Genomic DNA, 14436 nt, shown 5'->3' on the forward strand with positions numbered 1-14436 from the left:
GCCCTTCACCTGACCCACACATCCATCAACGGCGGGGAGATAACTGGCCGCCGTTGGGGACACCCTCATGGCCACCAGCGTGTGAACTATCTGGCCGCCAGCGGGGAGAGCTCAAAGGCCATTGACAAACAAGCATTGAACCTCCGAAAAATCCGCGTGGTGGACGGCGGTAGATAACCACGTCCACCACAGGGATCTCCGGCGTTCACGTCTTCGTTCTGGACGTCATAGACACTCTCCGAACAGCTCAAGAGTACCTGGACGAACTTGGGGTCGACGCCGTCCTCGATCTGGTGGGTGACGTGGCTGTGGCGCAGGCAGTGCGGTGTGAGATCTTCGTCCATTCCCAGCGCGTCGCGGTAGGTCGCGAAGCGTTTCTCGATCTCCCGCGGACGAAGCCGCCCGCCGCGCTCGGTGATCCACATCGCCGGATGATCCTCCAGTCCGAAGCGAGGTCGGATGTTGGTCAGATAGTCATCGACCGCGACGACGGCCCATGGCATGACTGAAGCCACCATCCGTCGTTTGGGTGCCGACCCGCGTGAACGCTTGCCCCACCGGACGTTCAGCAGTCCGAACCTGCCCAGCTCCGGGGCCTGAGGATTGCGGTACCAGTCGTGTCGATCCAGCTTGCTGGCCTCGGTACACCGCAATCCCCAGGCATAGATGACCTTCAGCACGGTGGCGTCCCGGTAAGCGGTCAACGCTCCCTTGCGCCCCAGCCGGATCGCCCGTTCGACCTGCTCATCGGCGTAGTCAAAGAGCGCCTGACACTCCTGACGGGACAACGGCCGACGCCCTGGCCCGCCCTCGTACTCGACCAGGTGCGCCGTGGTGTTCCACTCCTGGCAGATCTGCACGGGATGCGTGCCGAACCGTGCCTGGCATTCGTCGGCCCACCGATAGTGCGGCGAGGTGATGTAGTCGCAGAACATCCTGATCGCCCCCTGATAGGAGCGGATCGTGGATTCCGCTAATCGGTCGATCATCACCAACTGAGCACTCCACTCGTCCATGTCGCCGGCCGACCAGCGCCAGGGGTACTCGTTGGTGTAGGACACGAAACGGCGAACGATGCTCTTGCGCGACTCCACCGTGTCCGGCTGCAGGCGTCGCCCTCCCCGCTGCTGTTTTTCCCACCCGGACAGCATCGCCTCGAGTACTGCATCTTCTGGATGCAGCAGCACCACTCCGTGGCACAGTTCCAGACGAGCTGAGCCTGGCGGTTCACTCCCTCGCGCGCTCACCGAACCGCCTTCCGTTAGCTGCAACTATCTTTCATCAAACGGAAGATCACTGGTAGCCGTACAGCTCAATTCGCTAGACAGGCGCCTCCATCGAAGTCGATGCTGGACCGGGCAAGCGTGGTCAGGGAGTTCACAGATCTTTCAAGAAACGTAATTCCCCGAGGAGTTGTCGTAGCCGACCACGACGCAGCCGTGCCGGGTGCTCTCAGGGCCTCGCACGACCACGACCGGTCCCCTGGCGTGTCCGGCCATGGCCAGGCTCACGGAGCCGGCCAGCATTCCGGCGAGCCCGCCCAGGCCACGGCTGCCCAGGACCATGGTGTCGGCGGTTCCGGACTCCTCGAGCAGCCGGTCGACGACGGTGCCTGCCAGCAGCTCTGTGCTCACCTGGATGCCGTCCGCCGTTCCGCGGGCCAGGTCGGCGGCGGAGGTCAGCGTGCTCGCGCAGCATCCCCTCGGGTGTTCGCCCGGCCGTTGCTCGTGCACGTGCACGATGCGCAGGCCCAGATTCCTGCGCCGGGCGTCGTCCGCCGCCCATGCCACGGCGGCCATTGCCGCTGCGGATCTGTCCACGGCCACGACGATGTGTCCAGCCATTTCGCACCCCTTCGCTTTGATCTGTCACGTCCAGCGTCGCCCTGGAGGGACATGGGCACCCGGGGACGAAGTCCCGATCGAGCCCGCCGTTGGTCCTTCACCTGGGTGAATGACGAGGGCGAGCACCGCGGTCAGCAGCAGGATCGGGATCAGCAGGTCGAGCGGCTCGGCGTACGCCACTCCTGGAACACCCGCCTGGGCGACGAAATACCGCGCCGTCAGGTAGTTGAGCTGGTATGCCCCGACGTAGACGCACGTCGCTACGCCCAGCGTGTACCCCCAGGCGGAGCGCAGCCACAGCAGCACGCCTGCCAGGACCAGGGTGGGCACGACCATGGTCAGGTCGAGGGCCATGCCCAGGTGGACCTGCGCCTGGGGCAGCGGCAGCACGTCCGCCGGCGGCTCGCCGGTGACGGCCTGGCGGACGAGCCAGACGCCGTACATGCCGGCGAGTGCGGTGGCCAGCAGGAGCAGCAGGCCGCCGGCCCAGCGCATCGCCGTCCGGGCACGGACGGCGACGTCCAGGTCCGTGAGCGCCAGCCCGAGCGACGCCGCCGACAGGACGACGATGGCGACATGCAGCAGGAACAGGTCGTTGAAGGCGGGGTCATAGACGTAGTAGGCGTAGTTGTAGATCGAGTACGCGAGCATGCCCGCCCAGATGAGGCCGCCGCGGGTGGAGCCCCGTACCGATGCGGCGAGCGCCACTGTCAGGAGGGGCACACCCGCGACCAGGGTCGCCAGGTCGTTGCCGCGGAACTTGGCGGTGAGCACCACGGGACCGGAATACAGCCCGTCGGTGAGCAGCCCGGCCGCGGCGGCCACGGTGGTGAGGACCACGACGAGGCCGCTCAGCCACCAGGCTGCCCGCAAGCGCGGGCCGGGCATGGCGTGCAGCGGCGGGGAGGAGGAGGACAGGCGCGGTTCGTCGTCCATCGGGATACCCCCTTAGGGGAGGCTCGGGGCTTCACCGCAACCCTTTCGCTCGCCGCGGAGCCTGCCCAGAGGCGTAAGCCCCGGTTGGAGCGGCCGAAATCCTGTCCCGGGGCGCTCGTCCGGTCAGTGCACCACGGCGACGGGGCAGGGCGCGTGGTGCACCATGGCCTGGCTGACGGAGCCGAGCAGCAGTCCGCGGACCTCGCCCAGGCCACGTGCGCCGACCACCAGCAGGCAGGCCTTGCGCGCCGCTTCGAGCAGCGCCGGACGCGCGGGCTCGTCCACGACCTCGACCCCGGCCTCCAGCCCCGGCAGGGCTCGCTGCCGGCTGATCAGTTCGCTCCAGGACGAGCTGCGTGCCTGGGTGCGCAGCTCGAACGTGTCCATGCGGCTGCCCCGCTCGCACTGGGCGATCAGGACCTGGAGGCGAGTTCCCAGCCGGTGCGCCTCAGCGGCGGCGAAGCCGAGCGCGGTGGTGGCCTCCGGGGAGCCGTCGAAGCCCGCCAGGACCTCATGGGCGTCGCGCTCCTGCGGGTCGCCGCGCATGACGATCACCGGGCAGCGGGCGCGGGTGGCGACGTGGCCGCTCACCGAGCCCGCTGCCAGGCCTCTGACCTCGCCGTACCCGCGGCTGCCGACCACGATCAGCGCCGCGTCCGCGGACAGGTCGGTCAGCAGTGCGGACGGTGAGCCGCGGTCGGTCAGCGTGTTGACCGGCACGCCGGGATGGTGCCGGGCGGCCCAGGCCGCCGCGGCCTTGACCAGGCGCTGGGCGGGGCGGCGGACGAGTTCGAGCGGCACCGGCTCGCCGGGCCACTCGTGGTGGTTCCAGTCCCAGGCGTGGCAGACGGTCAGCGGCAGTGCTCTGCCGGCGGCCTCGGCGGCGGCCCATCGCAGGGCCGCCCCTGCCGGTGGGGAGCCGTCGTAGCCGACCACGACTCCCAGCTCGTCCTCGTTCATGGCTGCCTCCTCCTGTTCAGGCCCAGGTCCACTCGCTGATCGCGGGGACGTCCTCGCCGTGCTCGCGGGTGTGGGCGCGGGCGCGCAGACGTTCGTCGCTCATGCGCTGGCGCAGGTGTGCCTGGGTCGCGCCCAGGCCGGGGACCCGGTCGATGACGTCCATGACGAGGTGGTAGCGGTCGATGTCGTTGAGCATCGCCATGTCGAACGGCGTGGTGGTGGTGCCTTCCTCCTTGTAGCCGCGCACGTGCAGGTTGGCGTGGCCGTGGCGGCGGTAGGTGAGGCGGTGGATCAGCCACGGGTAGCCGTGGAAGTTGAAGATGATCGGCTTGCCGGTGGTGAACAGCGTGTCGAACTCGGCGTCCGGCATGCCGTGCGGGTGCTCGGACGGCGGCTGGAGCCGCATGAGGTCCACCACGTTGATCACTCTGACCTTGAGCTGCGGCAGGTGTTCGCGCAGGATGGCGGCGGCGGCCAGGGTCTCCAGGGTGGGCACGTCGCCGGCGCAGGCCAGCACCACGTCGGGCTCCTCGCCGGCGTCGGTGGAGGCCCAGGGCAGGATGCCGAGGCCGCGGGTGCAGTGGGCGATCGCCTCGTCCATGGTGAACAGGTCGAGCACGGGCTGCTTGCCCGCGACGACGACGTTGACGTAGTCGCGCGAGCGCAGGCAGTGGTCGCCGACGGACAGCAGCGTGTTGGCGTCCGGCGGCAGGTAGACGCGCACGACCTCGGCCTTCTTGTTGACCACGATGTCGAGGAAGCCGGGGTCCTGGTGGCTGAAGCCGTTGTGGTCCTGCCGCCACACGTGGGAGGACAGCAGGTAGTTGAGCGAGGCGACGGGCCGTCGCCAGGGGATGCGCTTGGCCGCCTGCAGCCACTTGGCGTGCTGGTTGAACATGGCGTCGATGATGTGGATGAACGCCTCGTAGCAGTTGAACAGCCCGTGGCGGCCGGTGAGGAGGTAGCCCTCCAGCCAGCCCTGGCACAGGTGCTCGCTCAGCACCTCCATCACCCGGCCGCCGGGTGCCAGGTGCTCGTCGGTCTGCTCGACGGCGGCGTTCCAGGCGCGCGTGGTGGTCTCGAAGACGGCCTGCAGCCGGTTGGAGGCGGTCTCGTCCGGGCCCATCAGCCGGAAGGTGTGCGGGTTGGCGGCGATCACGTCGCGCAGGAACGTGCCCAGGACACGCGTCGGCTCGCTCGACTGGGCGGCGGGCGCCTTCACCTGCACGGCGTACTCGCGGAAGTCCGGCAGGGCCAGCGGGGCCAGCAGCTCGCCGCCGTTGGCGTGCGGGCTGTCGCTCATCCGCAGCGGTCCTTCGGGTACGGCGCGCAGCACGGCGGGCATCGGACGTCCGTCGGCGTCGAACAGCTCCTGCGGGCGGTAGGAGCGCATCCACTCCTCCAGCAGCGCCAGGTGTTCGGGGTTGTCGCGGACGCCTGACAGGGGTACCTGGTGGGCTCGCCAGGTTCCCTCGACGGGCAGGCCGTCGACCTCGCGCGGCCCGGTCCAGCCTTTCGGCGTCCGCAGGATGATCATGGGCAGGCGGCCGGCGAGGCCGTCCTTGTAGGCGGCGATCTGGTCGAACACCTCGTCCAGCGTCGCGGCCATCTCCTCGTGCGAGGGGCCGACGACGTGCGGGCGGTACCCGTACCCCTCCATGAGCCTGAGCAGCTCCGTCTCGGGGATCCTCGACAGCAGCGCGGGGTTGGCGATCTTGTAGCCGTTCAGGTGCAGGATGGGCAGCACCACGCCGTCGCGTTGCGGGTCGAGCAGCTTGTTGGAGTGCCAGCTCGTGGCCAGCGGGCCGGTCTCGGCCTCGCCGTCGCCGATCACGCAGGCCACGACCAGGCGCGGGTTGTCGAACGCGGCGCCGTAGGCGTGGGCGAGCGCGTAGCCGAGCTCGCCGCCCTCGTGGATCGAGCCGGGCGTCTCGGGCGCCACGTGGCTGGGGATGCCGCCGGGGAAGGAGAACTGGCGGAACAGCCTGCGCATGCCGTCGGCGTCCCGCGAGACCTCGGGGTACTTCTCCGAGTAGGAGCCCTCCAGCCAGGCGTGCGCCACCGCGGCGGGGCCGCCGTGGCCGGGGCCGGCGATGTAGATCATGTCCTGGGCGCGTTCGCCGATGACGCGGTTGAGGTGGGCGAAGCAGAAGTTCAGCCCGGGTGTGGTGCCCCAGTGGCCGAGCAGGCGGGGTTTGACGTGCTCCGGCCGAAGCGGCTCGGTGAGCAGCGGGTTGTCCAGCAGGTAGATCTGTCCCACCGACAGGTAGTTGGCGGCACGCCAGTACGCGTCGATCGTCTGCGTCGTCGTCATGGTCACGATGGTGCCCACCGGCGCGGGCCCGGCCTAGGGACCTTGGTCCTCAGGCTCCCGGGCCGAACCTCACAGAGGGATCTGCCAGCGCAGCCGCGTCCCGCCCGCGTCCGGGGACTCCAGTTCCGTGGTGCCGCCCAGCCGGACGGCTCTTTCCTTGATGTTGCGCAGGCCGCTGCGGCGTCCTGGCTCGCTCATGCCGATGCCGTCGTCCGTGACCACCAGGATGAGGCGCTGAACGGCTTGGTCGTTGGAACACCTGAGCCGAAACCATCCCGGCCTGCTGGGCGGCCCCCAGGTGCAGGCCCTGCGACAGATCCTGGTGCAGAACTACTACTGCGACTCCACCGGGCGGCTGCGCTGGCGTGACGATGACGACGACAGCGGTCTGCCGCCCTCGGCCAACGGCCCCGATGTGATCACGGACGTGGTCACCATGCCCGCGACCAGCGCTGACACTGAGGTCCTGCCCGGCATCCACACCCGGCTGGGACGCCGGGGCCGCCGGCCCGAGCAGCACCTGCTCAACGGTGGCTACACCTCCCTGGTCCACCTCGAACAGGCCGAACGTGAACACCAGATCACCGTGGTCGGACCGCTTTCAGGCAACCCCACCCACCAAAACCGCCAGGGTGAGGGTTTCGCCCGCGACGACTTTCGCATCGACTTCGACCGGCAGGAAGTCACCTGCCCGCAGGGCCAGGTCAGCAAGGGCTGGCACGGCCCTCATTCGACATCCTCGCTGACCGTCGCCCCGTTGATCGTGGCCCGCTTCACCAAGAGCCAGTGCCAACCCTGCCCGGTCCGAGCCAAGTGCAACGTCGAACGCCTCAGCCGGCACCCTCCTGGAGAACCTGGGACGTATATACACGGTTCCTCGACGATCACCCCTGACGTGCCGCCTCCTTCCTCAGGAGTTTCCCCGGGTCGTGCGCCTCTGCCGGACCAGTCATGGCCGAAGGAGCCCGTTTACGGGGCCGTGATGCGAAACACGGGGATCTGGGCAGCGATCTGCTGGAAGTCCTCCAGCGGCGCATGCCGCTCCACCGGGATGTGCGGGCGCGCGCCCGGGGCGAGGGCCAAGTAGCGGCGCAGGATCGGGGCACGCTCGGCGGGGTCGACCTCGGTGAGCAGGACGCTCCTGCGCCGGCCGTGCCGCAGCACCGCCCGTCCGCCGTTCGCACGCAGGTTGAGCACCCAGTTGGTGTGCTGCCCCAGCATCGCCACCAGGTACCGCTCTCCTTGGTGGTCGGCCATCACCATGGGGAAGGAGTGGATCCGTCCCGTTCGGCGTCCGGGCACCTCCAAGGTCACCAGGTGGGGTATCAGGCCGCTGGAGTGCACCACCGTCCAGGACCGGTTCATGGCGCGTGCCAGGCGATGGGGCCGGCCGCCGCGGTACATCCACCGGAGCCAGCGCCCGGAGCGGCGCGTGTCGCTTCTCATGGTGCTCCCCCTTCTCAGCTCGCCCACGCGCGCAGGCCGTACGATCTGCCACGGCCGCGCAGCGTGCTGAGCGACTCCTTCTCGATCTGGCGGACCCACTGCGGGGTCAGCCCGCATTTCTCGGCGATCTGCCGGGCCGTGTGCGGGGCGTGCCCGTCCAGCCCGAACCTCAGCCGCACGATCAACGCCTGGCGTGGCGCGAGCCCGTCCACGAGGCGGTCGAGCACCTTCTTCAGCGCCCGCTGCTCGACCAGGTGCTCGACGGCCGGCGTTCGATCGTCCTCGATCAGATCGCCGAGGGTGTAGTGGTGCCGTTCTTCTCCTGCCTCGACGTCGAGGCTGGCGCAGGTGGCGGGCAGCCGCCGCAGGAAGGCGAGCCTGGCGGGTTTCTGTGCCGCCTCCTCGGCCAGTTCCCGCTCGGTCGGGACGCGTGCCAGCCGGTGCAGTGCCCGGGTCTCGGCTTGGGACAGCTTGGCGAGCTCGTCCTGTACGGCGATGGGCAGCCGCACCGTGGGCGCGTGTTCCAGCCCCCGCTGGATGGCTTTGCGGATCCACCAGGTGGCGATCGTGGAGAACCGGTTGCCCCGGGTGTGGTCGAAGCGCTCGACGGCCTCGATCAGCCCGAGGTTGCCGTCCTGGATCACGTCGGCCAGCGACATGCCGCGGTGGGCGTAGCGCTTGGCGATGGACACGACCAGCCGCAGGTTCGCCTCGATGAGGTGCCGCCTGGCCGCCAGGCCGTCGGCGACGAGGTCTCGCAGTTCCGGCTCCGCGCCGCCCTGCCGGATGCGCTGGGCGGCGTGGGCGGCCGACGCCATCCGCTGGGCCAGTTCGATCTCCTCGGCCGCGGTCAGCAGCGGCGTGCGGCCGATGCGTGTCAGGTAGTCGCCGACCGGGTCAGCTCCGGGGTTCATGCTTCCTCCTCCGTATCCCTTCCAGGACACGCTGGAGATCGCCGCCCGCCCAGCGCCGTACGACTCCAGCTCGCGGGACTTTCGTCCTTTCGGCGCTGCTACCGCTTCGGTAGCGTCACAGGCATGATTCGGGTGTTCCTCCTCGATGACCATGAAGTGGTGCGGCGCGGTGTGGCCGCCCTGCTGGACTCCGAGGACGACCTCGAGGTGATCGGCGAGGCGGGCACGGCGGAGTCCGCGATCGCGCGCATCCCGGCGCTGATGCCCGACGTGGCGGTGCTGGACGTGCGGCTGCCCGACGGCAACGGCGTGGACGTCTGCCGCGAGGTGCGCTCGCGCGTGCCGGGGCTGGCGTGCCTGATGCTGACCTCGTTCGCCGACGACGACGCCCTGTTCGACGCGGTGATGGCCGGCGCCGCCATGCTGCAGCGGCTGCGCGACCAGACCGCCAGGAAGGACCCCCTCGCCGCGCTCACCGACCAGGAGCGGCAGATTCTCGACCTCGTCGGCGAGGGGCTGACGAACCGGCAGATCGGCGAGCGCATGTTCCTGGCCGAGAAGACGGTCAAGAACTACGTCTCGAACCTGCTGTCCAAGCTGGACATGCAGCGCCGTACGCAGGCGGCGGCCCTGGCGGCCCGGTTGCGCGCCGACCGCAAGCAGTGACGTCATGCGCGTGACAGGCGCGCCGCCGCCACGGCCGCCTGCCCGTAGCTGATGCCCGCGTCGTTGACCGGGACCTGTTCGCCGATGTACGGCTCGAAGCCCGCCGCCGACAGCCTGGTCAGCACGTCGGTGGCCAGCAGCCGGTTCTGGAAGACGCCGCCGGACAGGCACACCTGGGTGACGTCGTGCTCGGCGGCGGCCCGTTCGCACAGCAGCACGGTGACGGCCGCGATGGTGGCGTGGAAGGCGGCGGCGATCCGGCCGGCCGGTTCACGGTCGGCCTTGGCCTCCAGCAGGTGGCGCAGGGTCGCCACGCCGTCGTACAGCCACAGCCCGTCGCGCCGCTCCAGTCGCCAGGCCAGTGGCTCCGTTCCGGGGAAGGCGCTTGCCGCCTGTTCCAGCCGGGTGGCGGCCTCGCCTTCGAAGCCGTTCACCTCGCACAGGCCCAGCAGCGCGGCGGCGGCGTCGAACAGGCGGCCGGCGCTGGAGGCGGCCGGGCTGTTGACGCCTTGGGCGATCATGCGGGCGATGACTTCCTGCCCGAGCAGGTGACCGGGGACAGTCCCGGTGCTGAGCTCGCCGCCGAGCAGGTAGCCGAGGGCCATGCGGGCGGGCATGCGTACGGCCGACTCGCCGCCGGGCATGGGGGCGCGGGAGAAGCGGCCCACCCGCCGATAGCCGGTGTAGGAGGCCAGCAGCAGCTCGCCGCCCCAGAACGTGCCGTCGTCGCCCAGGCCGAGCCCGTCGTAGGCCACGCCGAGGAACGGCGGCCGCAACTGGTGCTCAGCGGCGACGGCGGCGACGTGGGCGTGGTGGTGCTGGACGGGGACGCGGTTGGGCCAGCGCCGCGCCAGGCGGGTGGACAGGTAGCCGGGGTGCAGGTCGTGCGCGGCGTGCAGCGGCTCGATGCCGTGCAGGCGGCCGAGGTGGGCGAGCGCCTCGTCGTAGGCTTCGAGGGTCTCGGCGTCGGACAGGTCGCCGATGTGCGGCCCGAGCACCGCCCGTTCGCCGTCGGCGAGGGTGAAGGTGCTTTTCAGCTGGGCGCCCACGGCCACCAGCGGCGGCGCCGCGGCGGGCAGGCGCAGCAGTGCGGGGGCGAGCCCGCGGCCGCGTCTGATCGTGATCGAGGTTCGTCCGAACGAGCGGATCACCGAGTCGTCGTAGCGGGCCACGATGGGCCGGTCGTGGGTGAGGACGCCGTCCACGGCCAGGCCGGAGATCTCAGTGGTCGGCATGGGGCTGTCGGCGTGGTTGGCGCTGGTGACCACGAGGGGGCGGCGCAGGGCGTCCAGGAGCAGGTGGTGCAGGGGTGTGTACGGCAGGAACAGCCCGATGTCCGGCATGCCGTGGCAGACGCCGGGCGACAGGACGCCGTGCCGGCGTGGAGACAGCACGATCGGCGCGGAGGGCGCACCGAGCAGGGCGCGGTCATCGTCGGTGAGGTCGGCCAGCGCTCCGGCCGTGATCGTGTCGCGCACCATGACGGCCAGCGGTTTGCCGTCACGGGCCTTGATCTCGCGCACCCGGGACACGGCTTCGTCGTTGATGGCGTCACAGATCAGGTGGAAGCCGCCCAGTCCCTTGACGGCGACGACACCGCCGGCCGCGATGACGTCCGAGGCGGCTCGCAGCGCGACGTCACCCGTCAGGTTCTGCCAGCGCAGCCGGGGTCCGCAGGACGCGCAGGCGATCGGCTCGGCGTGGAAACGCCGGTTCGCCGGGTCGTGGTACTCGGCCGCGCAGGCCGGGCACATCGCGAAGCCGCGCATCGACGTGCGTGCCCGGTCGTAGGGCAGGCTCTCGATGATGGTCGCCCGGGGGCCGCACGCCGTGCAGTTGATGAAGGGGTAGCGGTGGCGCCGGTTCGCCGGGTCGAACAGCTCGCGCAGGCAGTCGGCGCAGGTGGCGAGGTCGGGTGGGATCTCGCTGCGGGTCCCGGGTGCGACCTCGCTCTCCACGATCTCGAAGCCGGGCCCCTGCTGCTCCGGCGGCCCCGATGTGACGAGCACGTCCCGGACGCGGGCGGCGCTGGGCGGCTGAGTGCGCAGGCCGGAGACGAACGCCTCCAGCGAGGCCGGCGGGCCGGTGGCGGAGATGACCACGTGCCCGCCGGCGTTCCTGACCTGTCCCCGGATCCCGATGGCCGTCGCCAGCCGGTGCACGAACGGCCGGAAGCCTACGCCCTGCACGATGCCGTGCACCTCGATGTGCCATGCCGCGTCCACGACGGCGCTCCTACATCAGCGGCGGGACGACGATGAGGTCGTCGTCCTCGGCGGCCAGCTCGCCCACGACGTCCACCACGCCTTCGACGTTGCGCACGGCTTCGACGAGGGCGATGGCCTGCGATCTCCATTGCACCCGCCCGCCGATCTTCACCATGCCGGCGTTGATCTCGACCGTGAACGGGCCGGGCTCCGGCAGCAGGGCGCGGATGTCGGCCTCCAGCTCGCCGGCGGGACGAGTGAAGACGCGCAGCACGTCCCGCTGGTGCAGGGTGCCGATGACCCTGCCGGTGACCACGTCGATCACGGGCAGCTGCTTGATGCGCTCGGTGTGCATCAGCCGGGCCGCGTCGCGCACGCTGGTGCCCGGGGTGACGGTGATCGCCGGGGACGTCATGAGCTGGGACGCCGTGACCGCGGCGGCCTTCTCGTGCTCGCGCCGCTGCTTGCGGGACTCGAACAGCGACACGCTGTGGCGTACCGTGTCGATCTCCTTGAGCAGCAGATCGTCCTCGGAGACCACGCCCATCGGGCGGCGGTCGGCGTCGATGACGGTGACCGCGCCCACCGCGAACCGCTTCATCGCGGCCACGATGTCGGCGAACGACGCGTCCGCCAGCACCGCGATCACCACGTGTCCCATGACGTCCTTGACTTCGATCGACATGATGTTCCACCTCTTTCTCCTACGTCCCAGGCTCGCGTACGGCGGCCCGCGTGGGCAGCGGCGAACGTCCCCGGTGATCGGGACGAAGGTCCCGTGCCTCGTGGACGTTCCTCATGCGCCTCCCGTCGGGTCGGCCTCCGGCAGGACGGGTTCGAGGTGGAACATCCCGGTGACCACTTCCCCGGGCTCCGCGGCCGGCTTGGCGCGCCCGGCGACGGCCGACAGCACGTCCCGGGCCGTGACCAGTCCGACCAGCCTGTCACCGGACACCACCGGCACGGCGTCGCACCCGGCGTCGAGCATGAGCGTTGCGACCCTGGCGAGCGGGGTGTCCTGGCGCACCCGGGGCACCGGTTCGCGGCCGAGCAACGCCCGGACGGGGCGGCTGGACTGTTCCTGCGGCCCGCCGGACCAGGACGCGGCGAGCCGCTCGCGGGTCAGGATGCCGAGCACGTGCCGCCCCTCTACGACCGGCAGGTGGTGCACCTCGGCCCTGCGCATCAGTTCCCAGGCCATCAGCGGCGACTCGTCGGGCTTGATCGCCACCAGGACGCGGCTCATCACCTGCCCGGCGGTCAGCGACTCGATGTTCATCACGCCTCCTTCGCCGATGCGGACCCGTCCGCGCCGACCGCGAGGTGAGCGGCCATCACGCCGCTCCTGCACACCTCGGGTCTCTCACCTCCACCATCCCGGCAAGCGGCTCACGACGCCCGGGGACGAAGTCCCGATGGCGGCGCCGTTGGTCCTGAGGCAGGTTCTCCTTCATCAGGAGGTGTGCAGGTCGAGCATGAAGGCGGGGGCGCAGGGCCAGGTGCCGGCACAGGTGACGCAGGCGTGCTCGCCCTCGGTCCGGTGGACCTGCCGGCGCCGCCCGTCCGGAGGCGTTGGGCCCGGGACATGTGTGGCTTAGGCCACATGACGGCGGTGCCTGGCCCGCACGGCGACCGCGGCCGTGGCGGCGGTGAGCGCGGCCGCGGCCCAGATCCGTGGGTTCGCCGCCGCGGGACGCCGGTCCAGCGACAGGGGCAGCAGGTCCAGATGCAGGGACGTGTCCGGCGAACCGTGCTGGAAGACCAGCCGTGCGGTGCCGATCCCGAACTCGGACAGGTCGATTGTGAAGGCGTACGGGTCGCGGGCATCGTCGGGGTGGAGGGGGAACCCTTTGTACAGGGACGGGAGCGGGCTCAGCACCCGTAGCCAGAGCCGCCCCTTCCTGACGACGACCTCCGCACCCGCGCCGAACATGGACCACACCTGCATGTCGGTCCGCTGGGCGCGCGGCCGGTACCGGCCGCACAGTTCGCCCCACAGCTCCGGGTGGTGCGGGATGCCGTTGCGGACGGTGTCGTCCGGGACGCCGGTCAGGCGGTTGAGGAGCCGTCCGGTCTCGGCCGGCAGCCACGTCAGGGCTTGCGGGGAGCCGTTGGTGAAGGCCATGACGGCGACACCGTGGTCGGGGGCCACGAAGATCTGGGAGTTGAAGCCGGGCAGGATGCCCTGATGCTCGACAGCCAGCCGCCCTCCTCCACCGGTGCGGAAGAAGGCCAGCCCGATGCCGGGCAGGCGGGGGTCGGTTCGGTAGTGGGGCTCGTACATGTACGCGGTCGTCGCCGGTTTCAGCACCGAGCCGTGCCGGTTGGCACCGCCTCCCGCGAGCGCGGCGAGGTAGCGTGCCATGTCCCGCGAGGTCGAGTAGGCGGATGAGGCCGCGGTGGTGATCCACTGGCGGTCGGTGATCGGCTCGGGCCCGCCGGCCCGCAGGCGGTACCCCGTGGCCAGGCGCGAGGCGATGCGCGCAGATCGCACGAGGTCGGTGTCGTCCATGCCGAGCGGGGTGAAGACGTGCTCGCGCAGGTAGCGGTGCAGGGGTTGCCCGCTCACGTCCTCGACGATCTGGCCCAGGGTGGCGAAGCCGTGATCGGTGTAGGTGAAGACGGTGCCCGGTTCGGCGGCCAGGCGCAGGCGGCCCCGGTAGTGCTCGGCGAGCGTCGGCAGTGGTCTGCCGAGCTCGACGCTCTCCCCGAACCAGCCGCTTCTGAGCGCCTGTGCGGGGTGGACCATCTGGGGTATCCCGGCGGTGTGCGTCAGCAGCTGCCGGACCGTGGCGGGCCGGTGGCCAGGCTTGGCGGGGATGAGCCGGTAGGCACGCAGGTACTGGCCTGCCGGGGCGTCGAGGTCGACCTGCCCCTGCTCCCACAACTGCATCACCGCGATGGCGGTGAAGGTCTTGGTGATGGAGGCGATCCTGAAGACGGTGTCCTCGGTGATGGGCGTCTTCGAGGCGATGTCGGCGACTCCGTGCCCGTGGAAGAACTCCAGGGCGCCGTCGCGGACCACACCCACCGCCAGGCCGACGGCGGGCCTGCGGTTCAGCATCCGGTCGATGGCGTCCCTCATGTCGAGCTGATCATGCACGTTCGCTCCCTTCCGCCTGGCCGGTGGTGACGGTCCAGGCCCTGCG

General features: G+C 70.5%; 14 protein-coding genes. 2 read left to right on the forward strand and 12 right to left on the reverse strand.

The genetic code is table 11. The features are described 5' to 3' along the window. Positions 1-86 precede the first annotated feature (86 nt). From ABD331_RS57585 to ABD331_RS57610, 6 genes are all read right to left on the reverse strand, one after another. Positions 87-1190 carry a tyrosine-type recombinase/integrase gene (locus ABD331_RS57585; RefSeq protein WP_344495552.1) on the reverse strand — a complete coding sequence of 368 codons (1104 nt, stop codon included), beginning with the start codon at positions 1188-1190 and terminating at the stop codon, positions 87-89. Between the two features lie 198 nt (positions 1191-1388). Beyond that, on the reverse strand, positions 1389-1844 hold the full coding sequence (locus ABD331_RS57590) for a universal stress protein (RefSeq protein ID WP_344495554.1): 456 nt from the start codon (positions 1842-1844) through the stop codon (positions 1389-1391). A 24-nt stretch (positions 1845-1868) separates the two neighbouring features. Next, positions 1869-2780 (reverse strand): hypothetical protein, encoded by a 912-nt coding sequence (locus ABD331_RS57595; protein WP_344495556.1) that lies wholly within the window; start codon positions 2778-2780, stop codon positions 1869-1871. A gap of 123 nt (positions 2781-2903) precedes the next feature. Beyond that, positions 2904-3740 (reverse strand): universal stress protein, encoded by an 837-nt coding sequence (locus tag ABD331_RS57600; protein ID WP_344495558.1) that lies wholly within the window; start codon positions 3738-3740, stop codon positions 2904-2906. Between the two features lie 16 nt (positions 3741-3756). Beyond that, positions 3757-6054, reverse strand: a complete 2298-nt coding sequence (locus ABD331_RS57605; protein ID WP_344495560.1) for a phosphoketolase family protein — start codon at positions 6052-6054, stop codon at positions 3757-3759. 69 nt (positions 6055-6123) lie between these two features. Next, positions 6124-6372 (reverse strand): ATP-binding protein, encoded by a 249-nt coding sequence (locus ABD331_RS57610; RefSeq protein WP_344495640.1) that lies wholly within the window; start codon positions 6370-6372, stop codon positions 6124-6126. Between ABD331_RS57610 and ABD331_RS57615 the strand changes: the two genes are divergently transcribed. Continuing rightward, positions 6305-7141 carry a hypothetical protein gene (locus ABD331_RS57615; RefSeq protein WP_344495562.1) on the forward strand — a complete coding sequence of 279 codons (837 nt, stop codon included), beginning with the start codon at positions 6305-6307 and terminating at the stop codon, positions 7139-7141. The two genes, ABD331_RS57610 and ABD331_RS57615, sit on opposite strands and share 68 nt — an antisense overlap. Here the strand turns inward: ABD331_RS57615 and ABD331_RS57620 are convergent. Beyond that, positions 7024-7500, reverse strand: a complete 477-nt coding sequence (locus ABD331_RS57620) for a nitroreductase family deazaflavin-dependent oxidoreductase (RefSeq protein WP_344495564.1) — start codon at positions 7498-7500, stop codon at positions 7024-7026. The two genes, ABD331_RS57615 and ABD331_RS57620, sit on opposite strands and share 118 nt — an antisense overlap. 14 nt (positions 7501-7514) lie before the next feature. Beyond that, complete coding sequence (locus tag ABD331_RS57625) at positions 7515-8414, reverse strand: sigma-70 family RNA polymerase sigma factor (RefSeq protein WP_344495566.1); 900 nt, start codon at positions 8412-8414, stop codon at positions 7515-7517. A 123-nt stretch (positions 8415-8537) separates the two neighbouring features. On the opposite strand from ABD331_RS57625, the gene ABD331_RS57630 reads away from it, so the two are divergent. Continuing rightward, a complete protein-coding gene (locus tag ABD331_RS57630) occupies positions 8538-9080 on the forward strand; it encodes a response regulator transcription factor (protein WP_344495568.1) in 543 nt (180 codons plus the stop codon). 2 nt (positions 9081-9082) lie between these two features. Here the strand turns inward: ABD331_RS57630 and hypF are convergent, their stop codons facing one another. The 4 genes from hypF to ABD331_RS57650 all read right to left on the reverse strand — a co-directional run bounded on the left by hypF (position 9083) and on the right by ABD331_RS57650 (position 14390). Beyond that, positions 9083-11305 (reverse strand): carbamoyltransferase HypF, encoded by a 2223-nt coding sequence (gene hypF, locus ABD331_RS57635; RefSeq protein WP_344495570.1) that lies wholly within the window; start codon positions 11303-11305, stop codon positions 9083-9085. A gap of 10 nt (positions 11306-11315) precedes the next feature. Then, positions 11316-11972 carry a CBS domain-containing protein gene (locus tag ABD331_RS57640; protein ID WP_344495572.1) on the reverse strand — a complete coding sequence of 219 codons (657 nt, stop codon included), beginning with the start codon at positions 11970-11972 and terminating at the stop codon, positions 11316-11318. 111 nt (positions 11973-12083) lie between these two features. After that, the gene (locus tag ABD331_RS57645; RefSeq protein WP_344495574.1) at positions 12084-12566 is read right to left on the reverse strand and encodes a CBS domain-containing protein; all 483 of its coding nucleotides are present in this window, start codon (positions 12564-12566) and stop codon (positions 12084-12086) included. A 315-nt stretch (positions 12567-12881) separates the two neighbouring features. Continuing rightward, positions 12882-14390, reverse strand: a complete 1509-nt coding sequence (locus ABD331_RS57650; protein WP_344495576.1) for a serine hydrolase domain-containing protein — start codon at positions 14388-14390, stop codon at positions 12882-12884. Positions 14391-14436 lie beyond the last annotated feature (46 nt).

Origin of the sequence: Nonomuraea monospora (genome assembly GCF_039531895.1) — a bacterium.
GTDB classification, from domain to species: Bacteria; Actinomycetota; Actinomycetes; order Streptosporangiales; family Streptosporangiaceae; genus Nonomuraea; species Nonomuraea monospora.

Bases quoted from the DNA above. Each gene is read 5' to 3' on its own strand.
- ABD331_RS57620 (WP_344495564.1), bottom strand. From the start codon at position 7,500: ATGAGAAGCGACACGCGCCGCTCCGGGCGCTGGCTCCGGTGGATGTAC.
- ABD331_RS57645 (WP_344495574.1), bottom strand. From the start codon at position 12,566: ATGAACATCGAGTCGCTGACCGCCGGGCAGGTGATGAGCCGCGTCCTG.
- ABD331_RS57640 (WP_344495572.1), bottom strand. From the start codon at position 11,972: ATGTCGATCGAAGTCAAGGACGTCATGGGACACGTGGTGATCGCGGTG.
- ABD331_RS57630 (WP_344495568.1), top strand. From the start codon at position 8,538: ATGATTCGGGTGTTCCTCCTCGATGACCATGAAGTGGTGCGGCGCGGT.
- ABD331_RS57590 (WP_344495554.1), bottom strand. From the start codon at position 1,844: ATGGCTGGACACATCGTCGTGGCCGTGGACAGATCCGCAGCGGCAATG.
- ABD331_RS57600 (WP_344495558.1), bottom strand. From the start codon at position 3,740: ATGAACGAGGACGAGCTGGGAGTCGTGGTCGGCTACGACGGCTCCCCA.
- ABD331_RS57595 (WP_344495556.1), bottom strand. From the start codon at position 2,780: ATGGACGACGAACCGCGCCTGTCCTCCTCCTCCCCGCCGCTGCACGCC.
- ABD331_RS57605 (WP_344495560.1), bottom strand. From the start codon at position 6,054: ATGACGACGACGCAGACGATCGACGCGTACTGGCGTGCCGCCAACTAC.
- ABD331_RS57625 (WP_344495566.1), bottom strand. From the start codon at position 8,414: ATGAACCCCGGAGCTGACCCGGTCGGCGACTACCTGACACGCATCGGC.